The 19,555-nt window shown below is 71.3% G+C and carries 14 protein-coding genes and 2 pseudogenes; 8 read left to right on the top strand and 8 right to left on the bottom strand.

What is annotated here, in order from left to right; translation table 11 throughout:
• Positions 1-162 precede the first annotated feature (162 nt).
• Positions 163-903 carry an alpha/beta hydrolase gene (locus AB0G79_RS14660; RefSeq protein ID WP_360805770.1) on the top strand — a complete coding sequence of 247 codons (741 nt, stop codon included), beginning with the start codon at positions 163-165 and terminating at the stop codon, positions 901-903.
• Between the two features lie 231 nt (positions 904-1,134).
• Complete coding sequence (locus AB0G79_RS14665) at positions 1,135-1,923, top strand: alpha/beta hydrolase (RefSeq protein WP_360805773.1); 789 nt, start codon at positions 1,135-1,137, stop codon at positions 1,921-1,923.
• 160 nt (positions 1,924-2,083) lie between these two features.
• Here the strand turns inward: AB0G79_RS14665 and AB0G79_RS14670 are convergent.
• Positions 2,084-2,233, bottom strand: a pseudogene (locus AB0G79_RS14670) (GNAT family N-acetyltransferase); the annotation flags it as partial.
• 237 nt (positions 2,234-2,470) lie between these two features.
• On the opposite strand from AB0G79_RS14670, the gene AB0G79_RS14675 reads away from it, so the two are divergent.
• Positions 2,471-3,223, top strand: coding sequence for a dienelactone hydrolase family protein (locus AB0G79_RS14675; protein ID WP_360805776.1), 753 nt, complete (start codon positions 2,471-2,473; stop codon positions 3,221-3,223).
• A gap of 27 nt (positions 3,224-3,250) precedes the next feature.
• Here AB0G79_RS14675 and AB0G79_RS14680 read toward each other — a convergent pair whose 3' ends face one another.
• Complete coding sequence (locus tag AB0G79_RS14680) at positions 3,251-3,421, bottom strand: hypothetical protein (protein WP_360805779.1); 171 nt, start codon at positions 3,419-3,421, stop codon at positions 3,251-3,253.
• A gap of 837 nt (positions 3,422-4,258) precedes the next feature.
• Between AB0G79_RS14680 and AB0G79_RS14685 the strand changes: the two genes are divergently transcribed.
• Positions 4,259-7,798 (top strand): NB-ARC domain-containing protein, encoded by a 3,540-nt coding sequence (locus AB0G79_RS14685; protein ID WP_360805782.1) that lies wholly within the window; start codon positions 4,259-4,261, stop codon positions 7,796-7,798.
• Between the two features lie 131 nt (positions 7,799-7,929).
• On the opposite strand, the gene AB0G79_RS14690 is transcribed toward AB0G79_RS14685, so the two are convergent.
• Positions 7,930-8,412, bottom strand: coding sequence for a hypothetical protein (locus AB0G79_RS14690; protein WP_360805931.1), 483 nt, complete (start codon positions 8,410-8,412; stop codon positions 7,930-7,932).
• A gap of 419 nt (positions 8,413-8,831) precedes the next feature.
• Positions 8,832-9,065: a hypothetical protein gene (locus tag AB0G79_RS14695; RefSeq protein ID WP_360805785.1), complete on the bottom strand. Its 234-nt coding sequence runs from the start codon at positions 9,063-9,065 to the stop codon at positions 8,832-8,834.
• Positions 9,066-9,371: 306 nt separating this feature from the next.
• On the opposite strand from AB0G79_RS14695, the gene AB0G79_RS14700 reads away from it, so the two are divergent.
• Both AB0G79_RS14700 and AB0G79_RS14705 read left to right on the top strand, forming a co-directional pair.
• Positions 9,372-9,956, top strand: coding sequence for a GNAT family protein (locus AB0G79_RS14700; RefSeq protein WP_360805788.1), 585 nt, complete (start codon positions 9,372-9,374; stop codon positions 9,954-9,956).
• Between the two features lie 142 nt (positions 9,957-10,098).
• Positions 10,099-10,392 (top strand): hypothetical protein, encoded by a 294-nt coding sequence (locus tag AB0G79_RS14705; protein ID WP_360805791.1) that lies wholly within the window; start codon positions 10,099-10,101, stop codon positions 10,390-10,392.
• Between the two features lie 608 nt (positions 10,393-11,000).
• Here the strand turns inward: AB0G79_RS14705 and AB0G79_RS14710 are convergent.
• Positions 11,001-11,483: pseudogene (locus AB0G79_RS14710) on the bottom strand (IS5 family transposase); the annotation flags it as partial.
• Positions 11,484-11,521: 38 nt separating this feature from the next.
• Entirely contained in the window at positions 11,522-12,775 is a 1,254-nt protein-coding gene (locus AB0G79_RS14715) for a cytochrome P450 (RefSeq protein WP_360805794.1), read from the bottom strand.
• 261 nt (positions 12,776-13,036) lie between these two features.
• On the opposite strand from AB0G79_RS14715, the gene AB0G79_RS14720 reads away from it, so the two are divergent.
• Complete coding sequence (locus AB0G79_RS14720; protein WP_360805797.1) at positions 13,037-14,695, top strand: hypothetical protein; 1,659 nt, start codon at positions 13,037-13,039, stop codon at positions 14,693-14,695.
• Between the two features lie 308 nt (positions 14,696-15,003).
• On the opposite strand, the gene AB0G79_RS14725 is transcribed toward AB0G79_RS14720, so the two are convergent.
• Together AB0G79_RS14725 and AB0G79_RS14730 are read right to left on the bottom strand one after the other, a co-directional pair.
• Complete coding sequence (locus tag AB0G79_RS14725) at positions 15,004-15,684, bottom strand: class I SAM-dependent methyltransferase (RefSeq protein WP_360805800.1); 681 nt, start codon at positions 15,682-15,684, stop codon at positions 15,004-15,006.
• A gap of 64 nt (positions 15,685-15,748) precedes the next feature.
• Entirely contained in the window at positions 15,749-16,687 is a 939-nt protein-coding gene (locus AB0G79_RS14730) for an NADP-dependent oxidoreductase (protein WP_360805803.1), read from the bottom strand.
• A gap of 543 nt (positions 16,688-17,230) precedes the next feature.
• On the opposite strand from AB0G79_RS14730, the gene AB0G79_RS14735 reads away from it, so the two are divergent.
• Entirely contained in the window at positions 17,231-19,435 is a 2,205-nt protein-coding gene (locus tag AB0G79_RS14735) for a BTAD domain-containing putative transcriptional regulator (protein WP_360805806.1), read from the top strand.
• Positions 19,436-19,555 lie beyond the last annotated feature (120 nt).

Consider the following 19,555-nt stretch of genomic DNA (forward strand, 5'->3'; position numbering starts at 1 on the left):
GCGGGGCGGGCACTGCTACGTTGCCGGAGGCCGTGTGAGAGATCGAGGAGGTGGTACCCGTGAACGCAGTATCGACGTGGGTGCTCCCCTCCGGGGTCACGGTCGGGCGATAGGCAGGTCGTCCGGGAGCGCCGTTCCTGTGCACTCCCGAAAGGCACGACCATGCATGTCACTTCCGAGCAGCGCCTCGATGACGGCGTCCTCGAACGCGAATTCACCCTCGGCGAGGTCCCCGGCATCCTGTGGACGCCCGCATCCGCATCCGTATCAGCACCGGCGCCGCTGATCCTGCTCGGCCATCCTCCCCTGGGGCTGCGCAGGATGTACCCCCGGCTGGTGGCCCGGGCCCGGCAGTGCGCTGCGGACGGCTTCGCAGCGGCCACCATCGAGCTCCCGGGAAGCGGCGAGAGGCCGCGTCGGCCCGCGGCCGAGCAGGCCCGCGCTGACCTGCGCCGCGTGATGGAGACCGGCGAGCCGGTCAGCGACGAGATCGTCGATGCCCTGATCCTCCCCCTGGTGGACAAGGCGGCCCCGGAATGGCAGGCCGTCCTCGACGCCCTCCTGTCGCGGCCCGAGATCGGCGGCCCGGTCGGGTACTCGGGGGGAGTGATCTCCCTGGGCGTCCGGCTGGCGGTGGTCGAACCGCGTATTTCGGCCGCTGTTCTGTTCGCCGGGAGTTTCGTTCCTCGGGCCGTCGTCGAGGAGGCCCGACAGGTCACCATCCCCCTGCACGTGCTGTTGCAGTGGGACGACGAAGGAAACGACCGACAAGCGGCCCTGGACCTGTTCGACGCCTTCGGCTCCCCGGAGAAGTCGCTGCACGCCCACATGGGCGGGCACACCGGCGTCCCGCGGTTCGCGGGGGACGCCGCGGCCCGGTTCTTCACCCGGCATCTGAAGTGAGGCCGGGCCGTTGACGGGCAGGGGCGGACGGGCGAGGTCTACTTCGACGGCGGCTCTAGCGTCCGGAGGGGATCCGACCGGCTCTTCCGCCGTCTGGTCGAGGGGACGCCGGGCTCAATGACACCAACGCGTCGATCGGCTACCCGACCTGAGCGCGGCTGCCCCTTCGCCGGCGCCGACACGTTCTCCGGCCTCGCGACGGACTGTCAGAGCGGCCTCTAGCCTGATCCCATGGCGGTGGTGCGGTTCGGTGGTGTTGATGTCTCCTATACGAGGGCGGGCCGCGGGCCTTTGGTCGTCCTCGTTCACGGGGCGGGGATTGACGGGCGGATGTGGCGGCCGCAGGTCGATGCACTCGCGGACGAGTTCACCGTGGTGTCCTGGGACGAGCCCGGGTCGGGTCGCTCGGGCGATCTCCCTTCGGGTTTCACGCTCGGGGACTTCGCCGATGCTCTCGCCGTCGTGATCGAGGACGTGGGGCTCGGGCCGGCACAGGTCGCGGGGCTGTCCTGGGGCGGGACGGTGGTGTTGGAGCTGTATCGCCGCCGGCCGGAGCTCGTGCGGTCCCTGATGATGGTGGACACGTACGCCGGGTGGAAGGGTTCGCTGCCTCCGGCCGAGGTCGCCGCGCGCGTCGAGGGAGCACGAGCGATGCTGGCGGTGCCCCGTGAGGAGTTCGACCCGACGCTTCCCGGCCTGTACGCCTCCGGTCCACCCGAACGCTTCCTGGGCTTGCTTGAGGAGATGAGCGGTGATGTCCGGCCGGAGTCGATGGCCGTTGAACTCTCGTTGATGGCCGAGGCCGACCAGAACGATCTGCTGCCGCGGATCACCGTCCCCACGCTTCTGCTCTGGGGCGAACTCGATGCCCGCTCGCCTCTCTCCGTCGCCCGCGCCTTCCGCGACGCGATCCCGCACTCCGAGCTCGTCGTCCTTCCCGCTGTCGGGCACATGAGCAATCTCGAGGCCCCGGAGGCGTTCACCGCCGCGGTCAGGGCCTTCTGCCGTACGCACGCCTGAGGGCGGCGGGAACGCCCGCGGGACTGACGAGTCCGCGGTGGTGTCCGGTGGTGTGGTCGGCACGACGCCCCCGCCGCAGCGAGCCACGGCTGGGCGTCACCGATCGCCGTGGCCGCCGCCCCGGACGGTCGGCGGGCCGCGTGCGGTCGCGTCAGCGGGTTCAAGCGGGCGGTACGACCGGGGACCGCAGACCGAGCCACTGCTCGGCATCCCAGGCTTGGAACCGCTCCATCTCGGTGAACCCCAGCTTCGCCGCGAGACGCATCGAACCGACGTTGGCGGTCTGAGTGGCGAGCACCACTGACTCACCGACCGCACTCGATGCGGTGCCACCGTCCTGACCGGCAACCGCCTCCAGGCGTTCATCGTCGAGGCAGCCAGTCTGCGACGCCGCCATGAGCCAGTCGGATGACACACGCTCGTAAAGCCGTGCCTGCCCAGCTGCCTGCGTCCCGGGGTTCGGGAAGGGGCCGGGGAGAGATGCGCCGTTCTGCCGGAGGCGGAACAAGGCCCGCAGCGGATGCGGGGGTTACTACGGTGAGGTCCTATGACGACGATCACCGGGCGAGCGATCACGTATGCGGCTGATGGCGTGACGATGGTGGGGTACCTCGCGCTGCCGGCCGGTACCGGTCTCCGGCCTGGCGTGTTGCTCGGGCCGGAGGGTATGGGGCTCAGCGACGTCGAGCGTCGCCGGGCCGACGCTCTGGCCGGGCTGGGGTACGTGGTGCTGGCCTTCGACCTTCACGGCGGGCGGTATCTGGGGGACCCCGAGGAGATGCTGGCCCGTTGCCTGCCCCTGCTCGCCGATCCCGGGCGGATGCGGGGTATCGGTCGTGCCGCCTTGGAGGTGTTGCGTACCGAGCCACAGGTCGATCCCGGGCGGATTGCCGTTGTCGGTTACGGAACCGGGGGCGCGATCGGGGTGGAACTCGGGCGTGATGGCGTGGACCTGCGCGCGATCGGAACGGTCAATGGGCTGACCACGGGCCGTCCGGGTGAGGCGGCGCGCATAAGTTGTCCGGTATGGGCCGGGGTCGGGTCGGAGGACCCGATCATGTCGCCCGTGCTGCGGGACGCGTTCACCGCGGAGATGCAGGCCGCGGGTGTCGACTGGCGCCTGACGGTCTACGGCGGCGCTTCCCACGCCTTTCACCACCCGCCGGTCGACCACCCCACGGTTCCCGGTGTCGGCTACCACCCGCGGCACGCGGGGCGCGCCTGGCGTGACGTCGTCGGCCTCCTCGACGAGTGCCTGCCCGTGACTCAGGAGCCGGGGACTGGGGGACCGGGGGCATGACCCAGGCAGGCAGCGGACCATCCGGTGTCAGTCCTGTTCTCGGTAGGGGACGTGGTTCTCGCGGCCGGGGTGGCTGAGGACCGTGCCGACGTCGGTGGGGCGGGCGTACGGGTAGGACAGGTTTCGGTCTTCCAGCCGCTTCCAGCTGCGGCTGCCGCCGTCCCATTCCGAGCTGTCGATGGTGAGCAGGAGGCGCATCGGTGTCCCCTGCAGGTCTCGCAGTCCATGGGATACGCGTCGGTGGTGTGCCTGGAGGCGAAGCCGCCGACGCGCCAGCCGGGTGGGATGGACAGGTCGTACTGGTAGCAGACCGGCCCTGCTGCGTTCGTGTTTGCGTTCGTGTGTACCTTCGCCGGTCGCCGGGCTTCTTCCTCCCGGCCTTCCTCTTCCCGGCCTTCTTCCTCCCGGCCTTCTTCCTCCCGGCCTTCCTCTTCCTGGCCCAGAACACCTGGAGCAGGTCACAGCCGTCCGGCCCTTCCGGAAGGTCGGGGATGTCTTCGCGGTACAACCGCGCCAGGGCGATCATCGGCAGCGGATCCGCCTGCGACAGCCCAGGGATCCGATGCTCGCGGTGCAGCTCCCGCAGCAGCGCCCGTTGCTCCTCGTTCGGGCCGTGGGCCTGGTCGCGGGCCCACGCGGCGGCCAGGACCCGGCGGTACCGGTGTGTGTCGGCGGGGCGCCTGCCCCGCCCTCGGCCGTGTGCCTCACCACACACCGGCCACGGCTCGTCGGCAGGCCAGAGCATCACCCCGCCCACCGAGCCGGCCGATGCCTGCGGGCTGCCAGGACGGGAGGGTGGAGCCGTGTCGTCGTGCCTCGGTACGCGGACCGTTGCGGGAAAGGCAGGCGGTGACCCCGCCGATTCGCCCGCCGGCCCCGTTCCCTCCCGGAGCGGTGAGCAGTGCCGTTTGTCGCCGAGTGCGGGTGTCCCGGCCGGTACTTGCCGACGCATCCCGGCCGGTACTTGTCGCGGGCGGCTGACGTCCGTTCCGCGCCCTGGTTATCGTCGGGGCAGTGAGGACAGGGAGGTGGCCTGTGCGCGGTGCCGTCAGGGGTGCGTTGCTCGCCGGGATCGCGGCGGCCGTGGCCGTGCTGGGCTCGCTCGCCGCCAACGCCGCCACGTCCGCGGATCGTTGGCCGGGTGCGCTCGACCGTATCCGGCAGCAGCCGTGGTGGTGGGTCGCCGGACTCGGCGTCGCCGGGATCGCCGTGGCCGTCGTCCTGGCCTGGCGGCAGGAGCGCCCCGCCGCGGTGGCCGGTGATCCGCCCGTCCCGTCCGCGCTGACCGTTCCCGACTGGGTGGTCGACCGTGCGGAGCGGGCCCGTACGGTCAAGGCGGTGTGCCGTGCCCGGCGTGGCAGCCGTACCGTCGCCATCACGACCGCCCTCGAAGGCGCGGGCGGCTTCGGCAAGACGGTACTGGCGCGGGCGGTGGCCGCGAGTCCGCGGGTACGGCGGCACTTCCGTGGCCGGGTCTACGTCGTCACGATCGGCCGGGATGTCCGCAGCCGGGCGGCCATCGCCGCGAAGGTGGCCGAGGCCACCCGTTTCGTCACCGGGGACACGACGGTCTTCGACGACCCGGCGCTGGCGGGCGACCACCTCGGCAGGCTTCTCGACCGCCGTCCCCGCACGCTGCTTCTCCTCGACGACGTCTGGGACGCCGAGCAGCTCGACCCGTTCCTGCGCGGCGGCGCCCGCTGCGTCCGCCTCGTCACCACCCGCGTTCCCGGCGCGCTGCCGCGCGGCACCGAACGCGTGCGCGTCGACCAGATGTCCCCCGCCCAGGCCCGCGCGGTCCTGACCTGGGACCTGCCCGCTCTCCCCGAACCCCTGATCCGTGACCTCCTGGAGGCGACCGGGCGCTGGGCCCTGCTGCTGCGCCTCACCAACCGGCTGATCAGCCGCCGTATCGCCACCGGCACCGCTCCGGAGGACGCTGCGGCGGGGACTCTGCGAGGGCTCGTCGCGTACGGCCCCGCGGTGGTCGACGCGGACCCGGTCACGCTCGACCTGGACGATCCCGCCCGCCGCGCCCAGGCCGTCCGGGCCACGGTGGAGGCGGCCCGGGCCCTGCTGCCACCCGGCAGCGACCGGCGCCTCGCGGAACTGTCCGTCTTCGCGGAGGACGAGTCGATCCCGCTCGCGCTGATCGCCCGCCTGTGGGCGGCGACGGGCGGTCTGACGGAGGAGGAGAGCCGTACGCTCTGCGCCGCGTTCGACGGGTTGTCCCTGGTGTCGCTGACCCCTGACCACGGCGGCCGCGTCGGCCTCCACGACGTGCTGCGCGACTACCTGCACAAGGAGTTGGGCGACGCGGCCGCGGCCGTCCTGCACGGCACGCTCGCCGACGCCTTCGGCCCGCGTCCCTGGGAGTCGGCCGAGGGGTACGTCCTCGACCACGCGATCGAGCACCTGCTCGCAGCGGGGCGGACCGGAGACGCGGAGCGCGTCGCGAGCGACCTGCGCTGGATCGAGACCCGGCTTCACCAGCGCGGCCCCATGGCGGCCTGGGCCGACCTGTTCGACGTCCCGACCCGGAACGCGGCCCGGCTGGCCGACGACCTCACCCGAGCCGCCCACCTCCTCACCCCGACCGACCCGCCCGAGCTGCTGACGAACGTCCTGCACAGCCGCCTGGAGTCGCTGCCGCTGTGGCGCGAGCGGATCACCGGCCGGCAGGACGCCCCCGAGATCGCGGCCCGGCCGCTGCTCCGCAACCGCACCACCCCGCCTGACCTGCCCGAACCGGCGCTGCTGCGGACCTTCCTCGGACATACCGGACCCGTGTGGTCCGCCGCGGTCCGGTCCGACGGCACGTCACTCGTCACGGTGGGGGCCGACGGGATGGCCCGGGGGCTCGACCCGGACAGCGGCGGCGAGTTCACCGTCGACGTCCGGGGCCCCGGACGCTTCAGGGTCCTCGCCCTCACCCCGCACGGCACCGCCCTGGTGACGGGCGGCCCCGGTCGCCACTTCCACACCTGGACCTGCGACCGGGCCACCCCGCCGACCCGGACCGTCGGGCCGGTCGGGGGCCGCGGGGCGTCGGTGCGGGCCCTGGCGGCGTCCACCAGCCGGATCGCGACCGTCGCCACCGACGGCACCCTGGAGACATGGGACTGGAGCGGGAACCACCTCGCCCAGCACGTCCAGCAGGACGACCAGCACACCTGCGTGGCGTTCTCGCCCGACGGCGTGTGGCTGGCCGTCGGCGGCCGACGACGAGTCCGGCTGGTGTCCTCGGACCTCGCCCAGGTCCAGGACCGCGGCCCCACCGACGGGGCCCCGGTGAACGCCATCGCCATCGCGCGGGACGGCAGCTGGATCGTCTCCGCCGAGGCGAACGGGGTACTGCAGGTCTGGGACGAGACGCCGCCCCACCAGGTGCGGCGGATCTCCGCGCACCGGGGACCCGCCACCGCGGTCGCGGTCTCGCCGGACTGTACGTGGCTGGCCAGCAGCGGCGAGGACGGCACCGTCGCCGTCTGGGACCGGCGGACACGGGAGTGCCGCGCCCGCTACGCCGCCCACACCGGCCCGGTCCACGCCGTCGTGATCACACCGGACGGCCGCCGGGTCATCAGCACCGGAGAGGACGGAACGGTACGGGTCTGGGACAGCAGCGGACCGGAGCGGATCCGCTCGGGCGACGGCGAGGGCATGCGGACGGTCACCGTCGTCGGAGACGCCGACCGGCTTGCCGTCACCCACCGCGACGGGACCACCCGGCTCTGCGACTCCTACGGGGACACCTGGAGCAGGCCCCTGACGTCACGTCACGAGGAGTACCGCGGGCCGGTCGCCCTCGCACCGTACGGCGGCTGGTACGCAGCGGGCCACCTGCACGGTGTCGAGATCAGGACCGTCGGCGAGCCGGTGACCGTGGATCCCGCCGTCCTTCCGCTGGGCCCCTCCACCACCGCGCAGGCTCTCGCCGTCGCTCCCGACGGCAGGTGGCTCGCCGTCGCCGACTCCGCGGGAGCGCTGCAGCTGTGGGACCGTCTCCGGGAGGTCAGGACGGCGACGGTGCCCGGCCCGTGGGGCGCGGACGGCCAGGCGCACGCCGGGGCCGTCGCCGTCGCCGTGGCCGTTGCCGTCGCGCCGGACGGGACCTGGCTGGCCGTGCTGCGGCACCGGCCGCGGTCGGGGCGGACCGGTGCCGAGTCCCTGGTGCAGGTGGTGCGCCTCGCGGAGGGCGGCGTCGTCGCAGGCCGCCAGGTCCAGATCCACCGCAACGAGAAGCTCACCCGGCTTGCCGTCACCCCCGACGGCAGCCGCCTGGTCACCACGTCCCTGAGCGGAGACGTGAGCCAGTGGGACCCGCGCACCGGCGTTCTCCTGACCACCGTCACCGACCCCGACGGCCCCGTCAACGGCCTCGCCGTCTCACCCGACGGCAAGTGGATCGCCACCGCCGGCTCCCTGCTCCGCGTCCGGGACGCCGCCACCGGCCGGACCGTCGCCGGCGTCAGGGCCGAGACCCCGCTGCTCTCCTGCGCGTGGCTTCCCGATGGCCGCGGACTCGTCTCGGTCGGCGAACGCGGGCTGTACTCGTACGAGTTCCGTGCCTGAGGTGGCTCGACGGCCCCCCGGCATCGCGCCGCGTGCTCACCGCACGTCTCCGTGGTGCCCGTAACCAACGGCGTGCGGAAGGCATGACGGAACCCGGCGGAACCCGGCGGCACGCGGCCCGCAGGTGTGCGTCAGGCCGTGTGCTTGTGCATCACGTCGAGGTAGTGGCGGTCTCGGTGAGGCACGTGGTTGTCCCGGCCGGGGAGGCTGAAGACCGCGCAGACGTCGGCGGGCCGGGTCAGGATGCTGGACTGCTCGCCGAAGGTGAGGGTGTCGTTGACGTGGTGCGCGCAGCCGGCGTCGTCCAAGGCCGTGACCAGCTCCTCCCGCAGCACCGTGCCGTCGAACGGCTCCGCGCCGGGTAGGAGGAGCGCGGGGAGTCTCGCGGGTGCACCGGGCCAGAGGCGGATCTGGATGCCGCTGACCGCCCGCTGGGTGACGGTCAGGTCGAGTCCGCCCCAGGAGTACGGGTACCCGTCGGTGCCGGGCCCCTTCATGCGGATGACGGGGTGCGGCCGTCCCGGACCGAGGAGCTCCTCGGCCTCGGCCAGGGGCATGCCGCAGTGAAGCCGGCCGATCCGGCCGGTTCGCGCGAAGTCGACGAGCGTGTTCATCAAGGTCACGGAGCGACTGTGTCACTCCCCCCGGCCCGTACGCACGCCGGTATCAGCACGAGAACCCGCGGGTTGGCGAGGGGCGGGTGAGGGTGCTTCTGGCCGGCCGCCGACTGCGGCCGGCTCCCGGAGTTTTCCCGTACCTGGCAGATGGGGTGCGCCAGGGACGGCGGGCAGGCCTCCCAGGAGGCAGGCAGGTCAAGCAGGACGCGGTGGCCGCATCCGAAGGCCAGTGGATGCGGCACGTACCCCGCCGGGTGCGTACTCGGGAGACCGGTCTGCGGGCAAGGGCACGTGGGCGCTGTACCAGGCCCGCACGGCACCAGCTCGCTCGGCGTCCGTGCCGACCCGCAGGTACTCGACCGACGCCGCCGTCACACGGCTCGCCGGGGATCGTTCGCGCGGTACCTGAGGCCGTGTCAGTCCACGGTCGGCTCCAAGTAGTACTCGTAGGAGTCGAAGTCGAAGTCAAGCCCAGTGAGCGGGGCGAGCTTTGCCGCGTGCTCCTGTGTCACCAGGTACGTGTCACCGAGATGATCGGGAGCCGCAATCTCGAATACTTCGGCCAGCGTCTTCTCGCCGATGTGGGAGATGTCCCATCTGTCGTCGGTGAAGTCCTCGTCCTTCGGGTACTGGGCGATGCGGTAGATCACTGCTCTGCCTTTCTCGTGGGGTCGCGCGGTTCGGTCTGCTCACCGTGCGGTAGCCGAACTCCCCGACGTGTTCGCCGCTCTTGTTGTACACCTCGATCGTGCCGTGCTGGCGGTCGCGTACTCGTGGGTGGCGCCCTGGGCGTGGCGAGGCATCCGTCCATCGCGAGGGGAGCGGCATGCTCACGAATTCCGGCAGCAGCGCTGCCGCGTCAGATGCGAGGGCCCAGGTCCAGGAGCGCGTACGCGCCCCTCGGCCGTCGATAAATGGATGGTCCGGGGCGTGGGCGGCCCGGCAGGATGCTCCGCATGACATTGCCCACGCCCGAACTGCACACCGCCCGCCTGCGACTGCGTCCCCTTGACGAGGCCGATGGGGAGGCTCTTTACGCGCTGCACAGCAGCGCCTACGTGATGCGCTACTGGGACTCCCCGCCGTGGACCGATCCGGCTCGTGTGGGGCGCTTTCTCGCGACCAGCCGGAGGATCGAGGAGGAAGGCACGGGGGCGCGCCTTGCCGTCGAGCGTCTCTCCGACGGTGCGTTTCTCGGCTGGTGCGGTCTGACGAGTTGGAATCCGGAATTCCGCAGTGCGTCCCTGGGGTATGTCTTCGACCCTGAAGCGTGGGGCCACGGCTACGCGACCGAGACTGCGCATGCGGTCCTGCGGTGGGCTTTCGACACTTTGGATCTGAACCGCGTTCAGGCCGAGACCGATACGCGAAACGTGGCGTCGGCCCGGGTCCTGGAGAAGGTCGGCTTCGTCCGCGAGGGCACTCTCCGGGAGGACTGTGTCGTCAACGGAGTCGTCTCGGACTCCTGGGTCTTCGGCCTGCTGCGTCGTGAGTGGCAGCCGGAGGTTGTGCCGACGGCCGGCCTGCGCGGGGGTGCGTAGGGGCAGCCTGGGCCGGACCGGCCTGGCCCACCGTCTATCGGCGCTTGAGGGCTGTCCCGCAACTACGGTCGACAGGTACCCTCGCGTACTTCTGCACCACGCATCTGGGGCCAGTGCCGGTGGGCGTGACATCGTGGCGACCATGGGTGACTCAAGGGCGTACCCGCTGTTCAGGAGCGCCAGCGCAGCGGACACGCTCACGCTGGCACGGCGCCTGTGCTCGCTGTTGGAGAAGCGGGATGAGGTTGTCGAGCTGACCGCTGAGCTGCAAACGGCCGAGGACGTGCGGAAGATGGCGGGGGTGCTGCCGAAGGCTGTCTACAACGCACAAGGCGTGCCATTCGACTCGTATCAGTGGACTCACGAGTACCGGTTGGACACGTTGCCCAGGGATTCATACGGGCTCGTGACGTTGCTGCCGTTGCCCGGCAGGTGACCGAGGCGACGGACAGCCGCGCCGTGGCCATCAGGCATGACGCGACGATCCCGGGCTAAGTCGTCGTTTCTTATGGCGTCTCGATTGGTGGGATCCGTTGTTGCGGTTCAGTGCGGATGCCTGGTGCTGCGCACGTACGACGGGTCGGCGTCATGCGGGAGGTACCCTGCGGTGCCTGTGCGATGGCTGCTGTCGGCCTGCCCGCAGCCTGCTTCGGGTTCCCTCACCTGCTCCAGCACCGCGGATCCGTCCGGCCTGACCGTCAGACGCCCGCCGTTCGAGGCCGACCAGACCCCTTGCACGTCGCTGAGGACGAGTGGAGGGTCGTCAGGGGCATCGGTCAGGTCTATGAGGAAGTTGGTCAGTGCCGCAATGACGAGCGCTCCGGCAGCAACCGACAACCAGAGGAATACCCTTGGCCGATCATTCACTGAGGCCCTCCCTCAAGGCAGGTGACCTGGGCATCTCCCAGTTCCCGCTTTCGCCTCAATCATGATCCCGACAAGGATCAGAGGGAACCAGACTTGAAACCGGGGCGACCGTTGCTGGGTTACGAGGCGAGCGATCGGGCCTTTCCTGCTCGGACCTTGCTGCCGGAAGCCAGGGGGCTTCGCCGGCCTCTGGCGCCGAGGCCCGCGGCAGGACCGGATGGGCGGGATGCCACGCGCCAGCGGCTCCAGGCCCAGACTGTCATGCATGGTCGCGCAGGAGATGCCCAGAGACAGCGGCAGTCCGTTGCGGTCGGTGATTCAGGTGGATCTTCGATCCCAGCTTGCCGCGATCGGTCGGATTCGGTCCCGTCAGTGGCCCCCTTTGCAGCCCGCAGACTGAACGAGTCGGTCGCGCACCGCGACCAGTCCAGCTCGCCTCGCGCCCCGAGTTCGTCGAGGATCACGCGGTAGAGCCGAGCCCAAACCCGGTCCCGGCTCAACTGAGTGAACTGCCGGTAGACCGTGGGCCAGGTCAGGCCGGGCCGGGCCGAACACCGGCGGCAGCTGCCGCCACGTGCAGCCCGACTTCGCCACGAAGGTGATCGCCGCCAGAGCCTCACGGTCACCCGCCCGACGCCTGCCACCGCCCTGCGGACGTATCACCACCGTCGAACGATCGCGTGATGAGAAGCGGCGTTTTAGTGGTGGTTGAGGTGGACGGGGAGGGTGGTGGTGGAGTTGGAGAAGAGGGAGGGGACGGGGGGGAGGGTGGTGGGGTTGGTGGCGAGGGTGAGGTGGGGGTAGCGGGTGAAGAGTGGGGGGAGTGCGGCCATGGCTTCGAAGCGGGCGAGGTGGGGGCCGATGCAGATGTGGGGGCCGGTGCCGAAGGCGAGGTGGCGTTTGTTGGTGCGGTGGATGTTGAATTGGTTGGCGGTGGGGCCGTATTGGTTGGGGTCGCGGTTGACGCCGCTCCAGGGGGCGAGGATGGCGTCGCCTTTGGGGATGGTGATGCCGGCGATGGTGATGTCTTCGGTGGGGAAGCGGGCGGGGAAGTTTCCGACGGGGGAGTCGTAGCGGAGGGTTTCTTCGATGACATGGTGCCAGGTGTTTTTGTTGCCGGTTTTGATGTGGTGGTGTTGGTCGGGGTGGGTGAGGAGGGCGCGGGTGGCGTTGACGATGAGGCTGATGGAGGTTTCGTGGCCGGCGCCGATGAGGGTCCAGAGGGTGTCTTCGAGTTCTTCGTCGGTGAAGGGTTCTTCACCGTGTTCGGGTGGGGTGGTGAGGAGGGCGCTGGTGAGGTCGTCGGTGGGGTTTTTGCGGCGCATGGTGAAGAGTTGTTGGAAGTAGTCGTGGCGTTCGTTTTGTGAGTCGATGAATTGTTGGGGGGTGGTGTCGGTGCGTATGACGGTGTCGATGAGTTCGCGGAAGCGGGGCCACCAGGGTTCGGGTATGCCGATGAGTTCGCAGATGACTTGCATGGGGAACGGGTAGGCGTAGTGCTTGCGGAGGTCGACGATGCCGTCGGCGTCTGCGTGGTGGGGGAGTTCGTCGAGCATGGTGGTGACGATTTCGTCGATGCGGGGGCCCATGCGTTCGACGCGGTTGCGGGTGAAGGCTTTGGTCAGGGGTCGCCTGAGTCGGCGGTGTTCGGCGCCGTCGCGGGCCATGAGGTTGTTGAGGCGGATCATGCTGAGGAGTGGCCAGTCGTCGGGGATGTCGCCGCGTTTGAGGGCTTCCCAGGTGCGCCAGTCCCGGCCGACGCGGGGGTCGGTGGACAGTTCGGTGAGGAGGGTGTAGTCGGTGACGACCCACATGGTGACGTTGCCGGGCAGGACGGCGCGGATGACGGGGCCGAGGTCGCGCATCAGTGCTGACTCGTGGTGACGGTCCGCGCCGGTGGGGTCGAGGGGGAACAGGGGCACGGGGCTGGCGGGGGGTGTCTGGTCGGTCATGGCGGGTGTTCCTCCTGGCTGAGGTGAGACCGGCAGCCGGGACGCTACCGACGCGTCTTCGGGTTTCGCTCGAACGCCCGTGCAGCCGTGCGTGGGGTGTGTGGCCTGGGGTGTGTGGTCGGTGGTTAGTCGTTCTCAAGTGGCTGTTGGTGTGCTTTCCAGGCCGCGCTCAAGTGGGACTGGAGCCGGCCTCGAGTCGGCCTTTCGTGTTGAGAAGACAGGTGATCACCCATGACGGCCCGTACGCGTTTTGTTGCCGCCTTGAACGACGCTGTTCCCGCTCCCCGGCCCGCCGCCGTGTCCGGGCCGGTGGCGCTGTCGCGTGAGCTCAGTCCGGGGGAGCGCTGGTACTGGATCATCGACCAGCTCTCCACCCTGAACGTCTGCGCCCGTGTCCGTGTCGAGGGGGACGTCTCCGTGGCGCGGTTGCGGGCCGGGCTCGCCGCTCTCGCCGCGCGCCATCCCCAGCTGCGTGCCGCGATCCTCGCCCCTGCCACGCCCGGCGGCGGGCCGCGGTTCGTGCCCACGACGCGGCCGATCCCGCTGCGCGAGGTCCATCTCGGTGATCTCCAGCCGGACCGCTGGGTGAGCGAGGTCGACGCCCGTGAGTTCACCGAGTCCGTCGACTGGGCCGGCGGGCCGCTCGCCCGCGCCGTCGTGATCAGCCACCCCGGCCAGGTCCACGACCTCATCCTCACCGTCCCCCACGTCATCGCCGACGGCACCACCGCCCTCGCCCTGCTGCGCCAGTGGGTCCGCCTCGCCCACGACTCCCCGACCACCCCGGCCGGTCTCGACACCCCGACCAGCCCGGCCGGTCTCGACACCCCGACCGCTCAGGACACCCCGGCCGCCTCAGCCGAGCTGGAGGGTTCAGCCGAGCGGGACGGTTCAGCCGGCCCGGTCGGCCCGGTCGGTCCGGTCGGTTCGGCCGTCCGGGTCGGCCCGGTGGGTGTGGTCGGGTCTGGTGGCGAGGGTGGTGGGGGTGGTGGTGTGGTGGAGGGGTTCGAGCCGTTCGAGGCTCTCTTCCCCGAGCCGTTCCGGCTCGGTGCGGTGTCCGGGCACGACGACGGCCCCGACCCCGGTGACGGCCCCGACCCCGGTGACGGCCCCGGCCCCGGTGCCGGTACCGGTGGTGGTGCCGGTGGTGGTGGGGGAGTGGATGACGGTGGTGGTGGGGTGGCGGGGCGGTTGGTGCCGGAGGTGTTCGTGCCGTTCGCTCAGCGTCGTACGCGGGTGCTCCACCGCTCGATCGGTGCGGGGGACCTGAGGCGGCTTGTGGGGGTGTGCAAGCAGCAGGGCGCCACGTTGCACGGTGTGCTGGCCGCGGCGTTGGCGTGTGCGGTGGCCCGGGACGCGGGGGCTGTTCCCGGTGCGCCGTTCGCGGTGGGTTCGCCTCTGTCGCTGCGTGAGGAGTTGTCGCGTCCGGTGGGGCAGGACGAGGCGGGGTGTTTCGTGTCGGCTCTGCACTCGGTTGTCGATCAGCGTCCCGATGACCTGTGGACGATGGCCCGGTTCATCAAGGACGACCTCGCCACCCGCAGGAAAGCGGGCGAGCAGTACGGGGTGTTCCATCTCCTGGCGGCGCAGGGGCCGGCGGGTGTCGCCGACAGCGAGCCGTTCATCCGTTACTTCGAGGAGAACGGGCCGTTCAACTTCTTCGTCTCCAACATCGGCCGGTTCGATTTCCCCGACACCGCCGGTACGTGGCGGATGTCGCAGGCGCAGTTCGTCGGCGGGATCTCCGTCGTCGGCTACTTCGGTTCCTCCGTGACCACCAGTCATGGCCGGCTGGCCTGGAACTTCACCTACATCGACCGTGCGGTGGCCGCGGACCGGGCCGAACGTATCGCCGACACCGCCCTCGCTCTCCTCCACGACGCCACCACCACCGCCGCCGGGGCGGCCGGCGGTTCGTGACCCTGCTGCCCCGCTCCGCCTGCCCCGCCCCGCCGTGGCCTGCCGTGGCCTGCCTGGCGGTGGCCGGTCGTTCGTGCACGGCGGCGGGCCGGCCGCGGCCACCAGGAAAAGAGACGGATTCCCGGTGGCCGCGGCCGGCCCGCACCGCAAGCAGCCGCGTGAGCGGGCCGCACGAACAGCCGCACAAGCAGCCGCACAAGCAGCCACCCGAGCGGCCGTGTGAGCGGGCCGCACGAGCAGCTGTGTGAGCGGGCCGTGTGGGTGGCCGCACCTGGCCGTTACTGCCGGTGTGGCCGGTGTGGTGTGGTTCAGTGGAGTTTGAGTGCGAGTTGTACTCCCTGGTGTATCGGGAGTGTCAGTGACAGGTAGCCGTTGGCGGGGTCGGCGATGTAGTCGCGGAACTCCTCGTACACCCCGCGGCCGATGTCGAGGTCGACGTCGTCGATGACGACCAGGGCCCCGGGCCGCAGGGCGGGTTCGACGGTCTTGAGGATCGGCAGTCTGAGGTCGAGCCAGCCGTCGAGGAGGACGAGGTCGACGGGCTGGTCGAGGCCGCGGAGGGTGTCGCGGGCGTCGCCGATCCTGAGGTCGACGAGGTCGTCGACGCCTGCCGCGGTGAAGTTCTCCCCGGCTGCCTGTGCCTTGTCCTTCTGCAGTTCGGTGGTGATGACCCGCCCGCCGCCGTTGTCACGGACCGCGGCCGCCAGGTACAGCGTCGAGATCCCGAACGAGGTGCCGAACTCCACGACCGTGCGCGCCCGGACGGCGCGGGTGAGGAGGTAGAGCAGCTTCCCGCCCTCGCGTGAGACGGACATGATGATGTCCTTCGTCCGCTCCGCGAGTTCAAGGGCACTCATCTCGAAGGGGAAGTCACCGCCCAGCGGCACGCCGGCCGCCGCCCACTCGGCCGCCAGGTCCTGCTGGTCCTCGGCCGCCAGCAGACGGCCGAGGGTCGCCGCGAGGGCGCCCGATTCCAATGTCGAAGACATGACTTACGAAGCTCCTTCCATGTGCGTGTGGGCGTCGCCCGGCATGCCACCGGGCCGCCGGGTGTCAGGGGATCAGGACGGTCTTGCCCGCGAGCTTGAACGCGCCGAGCTCCTCGTGGACCTCGCGGAGTTCCGCCAGCGGCCGGCGCTGCGCGACGTGGATGCGCAGTTCGCCCGCGTCGACGAGCGCGACGAGTTCCGCGAGGCGCACCGCGTCGCTGTGGCCGAAGACCTGCGCGTTGCGCACACCGCGGCCGGTCTCGGACAAAAGGCCCGGCGGAACGGTGTTGGCGAACACGCCGCCGTCGGTGACGAGTCCGGCCAGCGCGGCGAGTTCGTCCTGTTCGGGGACGAACACCAGGTTCAGCACCACGTCGAACGTCTGCCCGGCGACGGCCTCGAGCAGCGGCGTCGCCGTGTAGTCGATGACCCGCTGCGCGCCGTAGCCCTCGACGCGCTCACGGCTCGCGGGCCCGGCCGTCGCGGTCACCTGCGCGCCGGCCCGGGCCGCGAGCTGGACGGCGTAGCCGCCCACCGCACCGCCCGCACCGTTGACCAGGACGCTCTGACCCGCCGTGAGCCCGCCGTGCTCGAACAAGGCCTGCCAGGCCGTCAGCGCCACCGACGGCAGCGCCGCCGCGTCGGCGAGCTCTCCCGTGCGCGGAGCGGCGACCAGCACCTCCGCCGGCGCCACCGCGTACTCGGCCGCCGCGCCCGGACCGTCGATGGGCAGCCAGCCCACCACCCGGTCGCCGGCCGCGAACGCCTCGACGCCCTCACCGACCTCGACGACCTCACCGGCGACGTCGTAGCACGGCACGTGCGGCAGCGCCACGTCGAACACCTGCCGCACGAACCCCGCCCGCAGCGTCGCGTCGACCGGGTTCACCGCCGCACCCGCGACCTTCACCACGACCTGCCCCGCACCCGCCACCGGACGCTCGGCGTCCTCGTGGACCAGGACATCGGACTCGCCATAGGAATGAAAACGAACAGCCTTCATGATCGAATCAGCCTTTCTTCACCATCGACTTGAAAACGCACGCCGCTGCCGGCCGGCGACGCCCCCGGCAACCGGCCGTCACTCCGGCCCGCGAAGCGGCACGGAAAAGAACGTCGCACAAAACCGGTACCCCCGGCGCCACACACACGGAAACAGGGCCGAAAACACGTGCCGATCCGGCCCGGAACTCACCGGCCCGCCGCGCACCTTCCATTTCTTAGCACCAAAACCCCGAACGCGACCAGACGAAACAGCCGTACCCGAGTCGTATTCAAGGCCCGCTCAAGCGACTTTTGAAGCCGTGTCCGTAGCGTCGGCCAACGATCCCTGACAACTGGGGTGGGCGGGTGAACCGAGCACTTTCCGGCCCGCATTGCTGTGTCAGAACCCGGTATACGGCTATCCGGAAGGGCTCGTCATGACGAACACCACGCCCCTCGCCACCCTCAAGCGTTCGGGCCCCGCACAGTGACCGCCATACCCCACACCCGCGCGCACGGAAACGGCCACGTGCACGGAAACGGCCATGCTGTTTCTTCTTCCGTGGCGGAATTCCGTGCCCTCGGCCCCGTCCAGGCATCGATATCCGGCCGTCCCGTCGATCTCGGCGCGCCGAAACAACGCACCCTTCTCGCCCTGATGGTCAGCCAGGCCGGGCAGACGGTCACCACCGACGTCATTCTCGACGCCCTCTGGGAAGGAAATCCGCCGCCCTCGGCGATGACCTCCCTCCAGGCTTACGTGGCCAAAATACGCAAGGTCCTCGAACCCGGCCGCGCCCCCAGAACCCCCGCGACCATCCTGCGTACCCGCCCCCACGGCTACGTCCTGGACACCCCGGCCACCGGCATCGACGCCCACTGCTTCACCACCCACGCCGACGCCGCCCGCCGTGCCCGCGACCACGGCGATCCCACCCGCGCCCTCGCCCACGCCGACGCCGCTCTCGCCCTGTGGCGAGGCGTGCCCTTCACCGAGGTCAGCACCGTCCCCCTCGTCGTCCCGGAAGTCGTCCGCCTGGAGGAGGTGCGCCTCTCCCTCCTGGAGATGCGCGGCGAAGCGCTCCTCGCCCTCGGCGCCCACGAAACCGCCGCCGCCGAACTCAGCGCCTTCGTCACCACCCACCCCCTGCGCGAGTACGCCTGCGAACTCCTCAGCCTCGCCCTGTACCGGGCAGGCCGGCAGGCCGACGCGCTCGACGCCCTGCGCACCTTGCAGACCAGCCTCTCCGAGGAACTCGGCATCGACCCCACCGCCCGCCTGCAGCACCTGCGCCAGCAGATCCTCCACCAGGACCCCGCCCTCGACTGGCACCCACCCCAGCCCCAACCCCCCGCCACCACCCCCGCCCCCACCCCCACCTCCGTCACTCCCGCTCCCGCCGCCACGCCCGCGCCCACGCCCGTACCCGTACCGGCTTCCGTGCCCGCTCCCGTACCGGCTTCCGTGCCCGCTGCTGTGCCCGTGCCCGTTCCGGCTCGGGGTGGTCGGAGTGCTTTCGTGGGGCGGGAGGCGGCGCTGCGGCAGCTGACCGAGGCTCTGGCTGCCGCGGAGGCCGGACGCGGGCAGGTGGTCACGGTCACCGGGGAACCCGGGGCCGGGAAGACCAGCCTGCTGCGCCGTTTCGCCGAACGCTGCGGCGTCCCGGTCCTCATGGCGACCTGCCCCGAACACATCGCCGCACCCCCTCTGTCCCTGTGGGAACAGGTCCTGCGCGCCGCCGCCACCGCCTTCCCCGGCCATCGGGCTCCCGAGTCCCTGACCGCCCTGCTCGCCGAAGCGGCCCGCACCCCCAGCGCCCCCAGCGCCCCTGAGGTGCCGGAAGGCCCGGAGGGGCTGTCCGGGGCCGTCGTCCGGCATCTTTCGGCGCTGTCGGGCCACGGAGCGCTGGTGGTGATGCTCGACCACGTCCACCGTGCCGACACCGCCTCCCTGCGCCTGCTGGCCGGCCTGGCCCGGAGCGTGCCCGGCAGCCGGCTCCTCCTCGTCGTCTCCTACCGCCCCGACGACCCGGCCCTCGCCGACACGCCCGCGGCCGACACGCCCGCGGCCGGTATGCCGCCGGCCGGTGTGCCGCCGGTCGGTGCGGCCTGGGCGACGGCGGCCCCGCCCGGTGCGAAGGCGGTACGGATCGTGCTGCGCGGCCTCACCCCGGACGACACCCGGGCCCTGGCCGGCGTGCTCATCGGCCACGAGATCAGCGGGGTGACCGCCAAGGCCCTGTGCGCCCGTTCCGGAGGCAACCCCGCCCTCCTGCGCGAAATGATCACCCTGCTCGCCGGCGAGCAGCGCAACCCTCCCTCCCACACGCCGGTAGCGGCCCCGGTCCGCGAGGTGGTCCTGCACCGGGTGGGACGGCTGCCGCCGCCCGCCGCCGAGCTCCTGGCCGTGGCCGCCGTCGCCGGCCGCCACTTCGACGTCGAGGTCGTCGCCGACGTGGCGTCGATCGAGATCGACACCGCCCTCGCGGTCCTCGACAGCGCGATCGCGGCGGGCCTGATCGACGAGGACGGCGACCGCCTGGGCTGGTTCCGCTTCACCGACACCCTGGTCGCCGACGCCCTGTACGAGACGACGGGGCGGATGCGCCGGGGACGGCTGCACCTGCGGATCGAGGCGGCGGCCGGCCGCGCCTGGGCCGACCAGCCCGCCACCTCCCTCCCCCCACCCCCCACCACCACAACCACCACCATCCCCGCCATCCCGGCCGTCCCCGCCGCCAAGGCCAGTGCCCGCCACCGCACATGAACCACCCCCACCCGCGCCACCCCAGCCACGGCACCACCCCCCAGCACCCCCAGCAACCCCACCACCCCAGCACCCCCCCCAGCACCCCCCAGCACCCCCAGCACCCCCAGCACCCCCAGC

The organism is Streptomyces sp. NPDC020807, assembly GCF_040641575.1.
Classification (GTDB): Bacteria; Actinomycetota; Actinomycetes; order Streptomycetales; family Streptomycetaceae; genus Streptomyces.

Coding starts and splice junctions, on each gene's coding strand:
- AB0G79_RS14700 (WP_360805788.1), top strand. CDS start 9,372: ATGACATTGCCCACGCCCGAACTGCACACCGCCCGCCTGCGACTGCGT.
- AB0G79_RS14715 (WP_360805794.1), bottom strand. CDS start 12,775: ATGACCGACCAGACACCCCCCGCCAGCCCCGTGCCCCTGTTCCCCCTC.
- AB0G79_RS14705 (WP_360805791.1), top strand. CDS start 10,099: ATGGGTGACTCAAGGGCGTACCCGCTGTTCAGGAGCGCCAGCGCAGCG.
- AB0G79_RS14725 (WP_360805800.1), bottom strand. CDS start 15,684: ATGTCTTCGACATTGGAATCGGGCGCCCTCGCGGCGACCCTCGGCCGT.
- AB0G79_RS14675 (WP_360805776.1), top strand. CDS start 2,471: ATGACGACGATCACCGGGCGAGCGATCACGTATGCGGCTGATGGCGTG.
- AB0G79_RS14730 (WP_360805803.1), bottom strand. CDS start 16,687: ATGAAGGCTGTTCGTTTTCATTCCTATGGCGAGTCCGATGTCCTGGTC.
- AB0G79_RS14690 (WP_360805931.1), bottom strand. CDS start 8,412: ATGAACACGCTCGTCGACTTCGCGCGAACCGGCCGGATCGGCCGGCTT.
- AB0G79_RS14680 (WP_360805779.1), bottom strand. CDS start 3,421: ATGCGCCTCCTGCTCACCATCGACAGCTCGGAATGGGACGGCGGCAGC.
- AB0G79_RS14660 (WP_360805770.1), top strand. CDS start 163: ATGCATGTCACTTCCGAGCAGCGCCTCGATGACGGCGTCCTCGAACGC.
- AB0G79_RS14665 (WP_360805773.1), top strand. CDS start 1,135: ATGGCGGTGGTGCGGTTCGGTGGTGTTGATGTCTCCTATACGAGGGCG.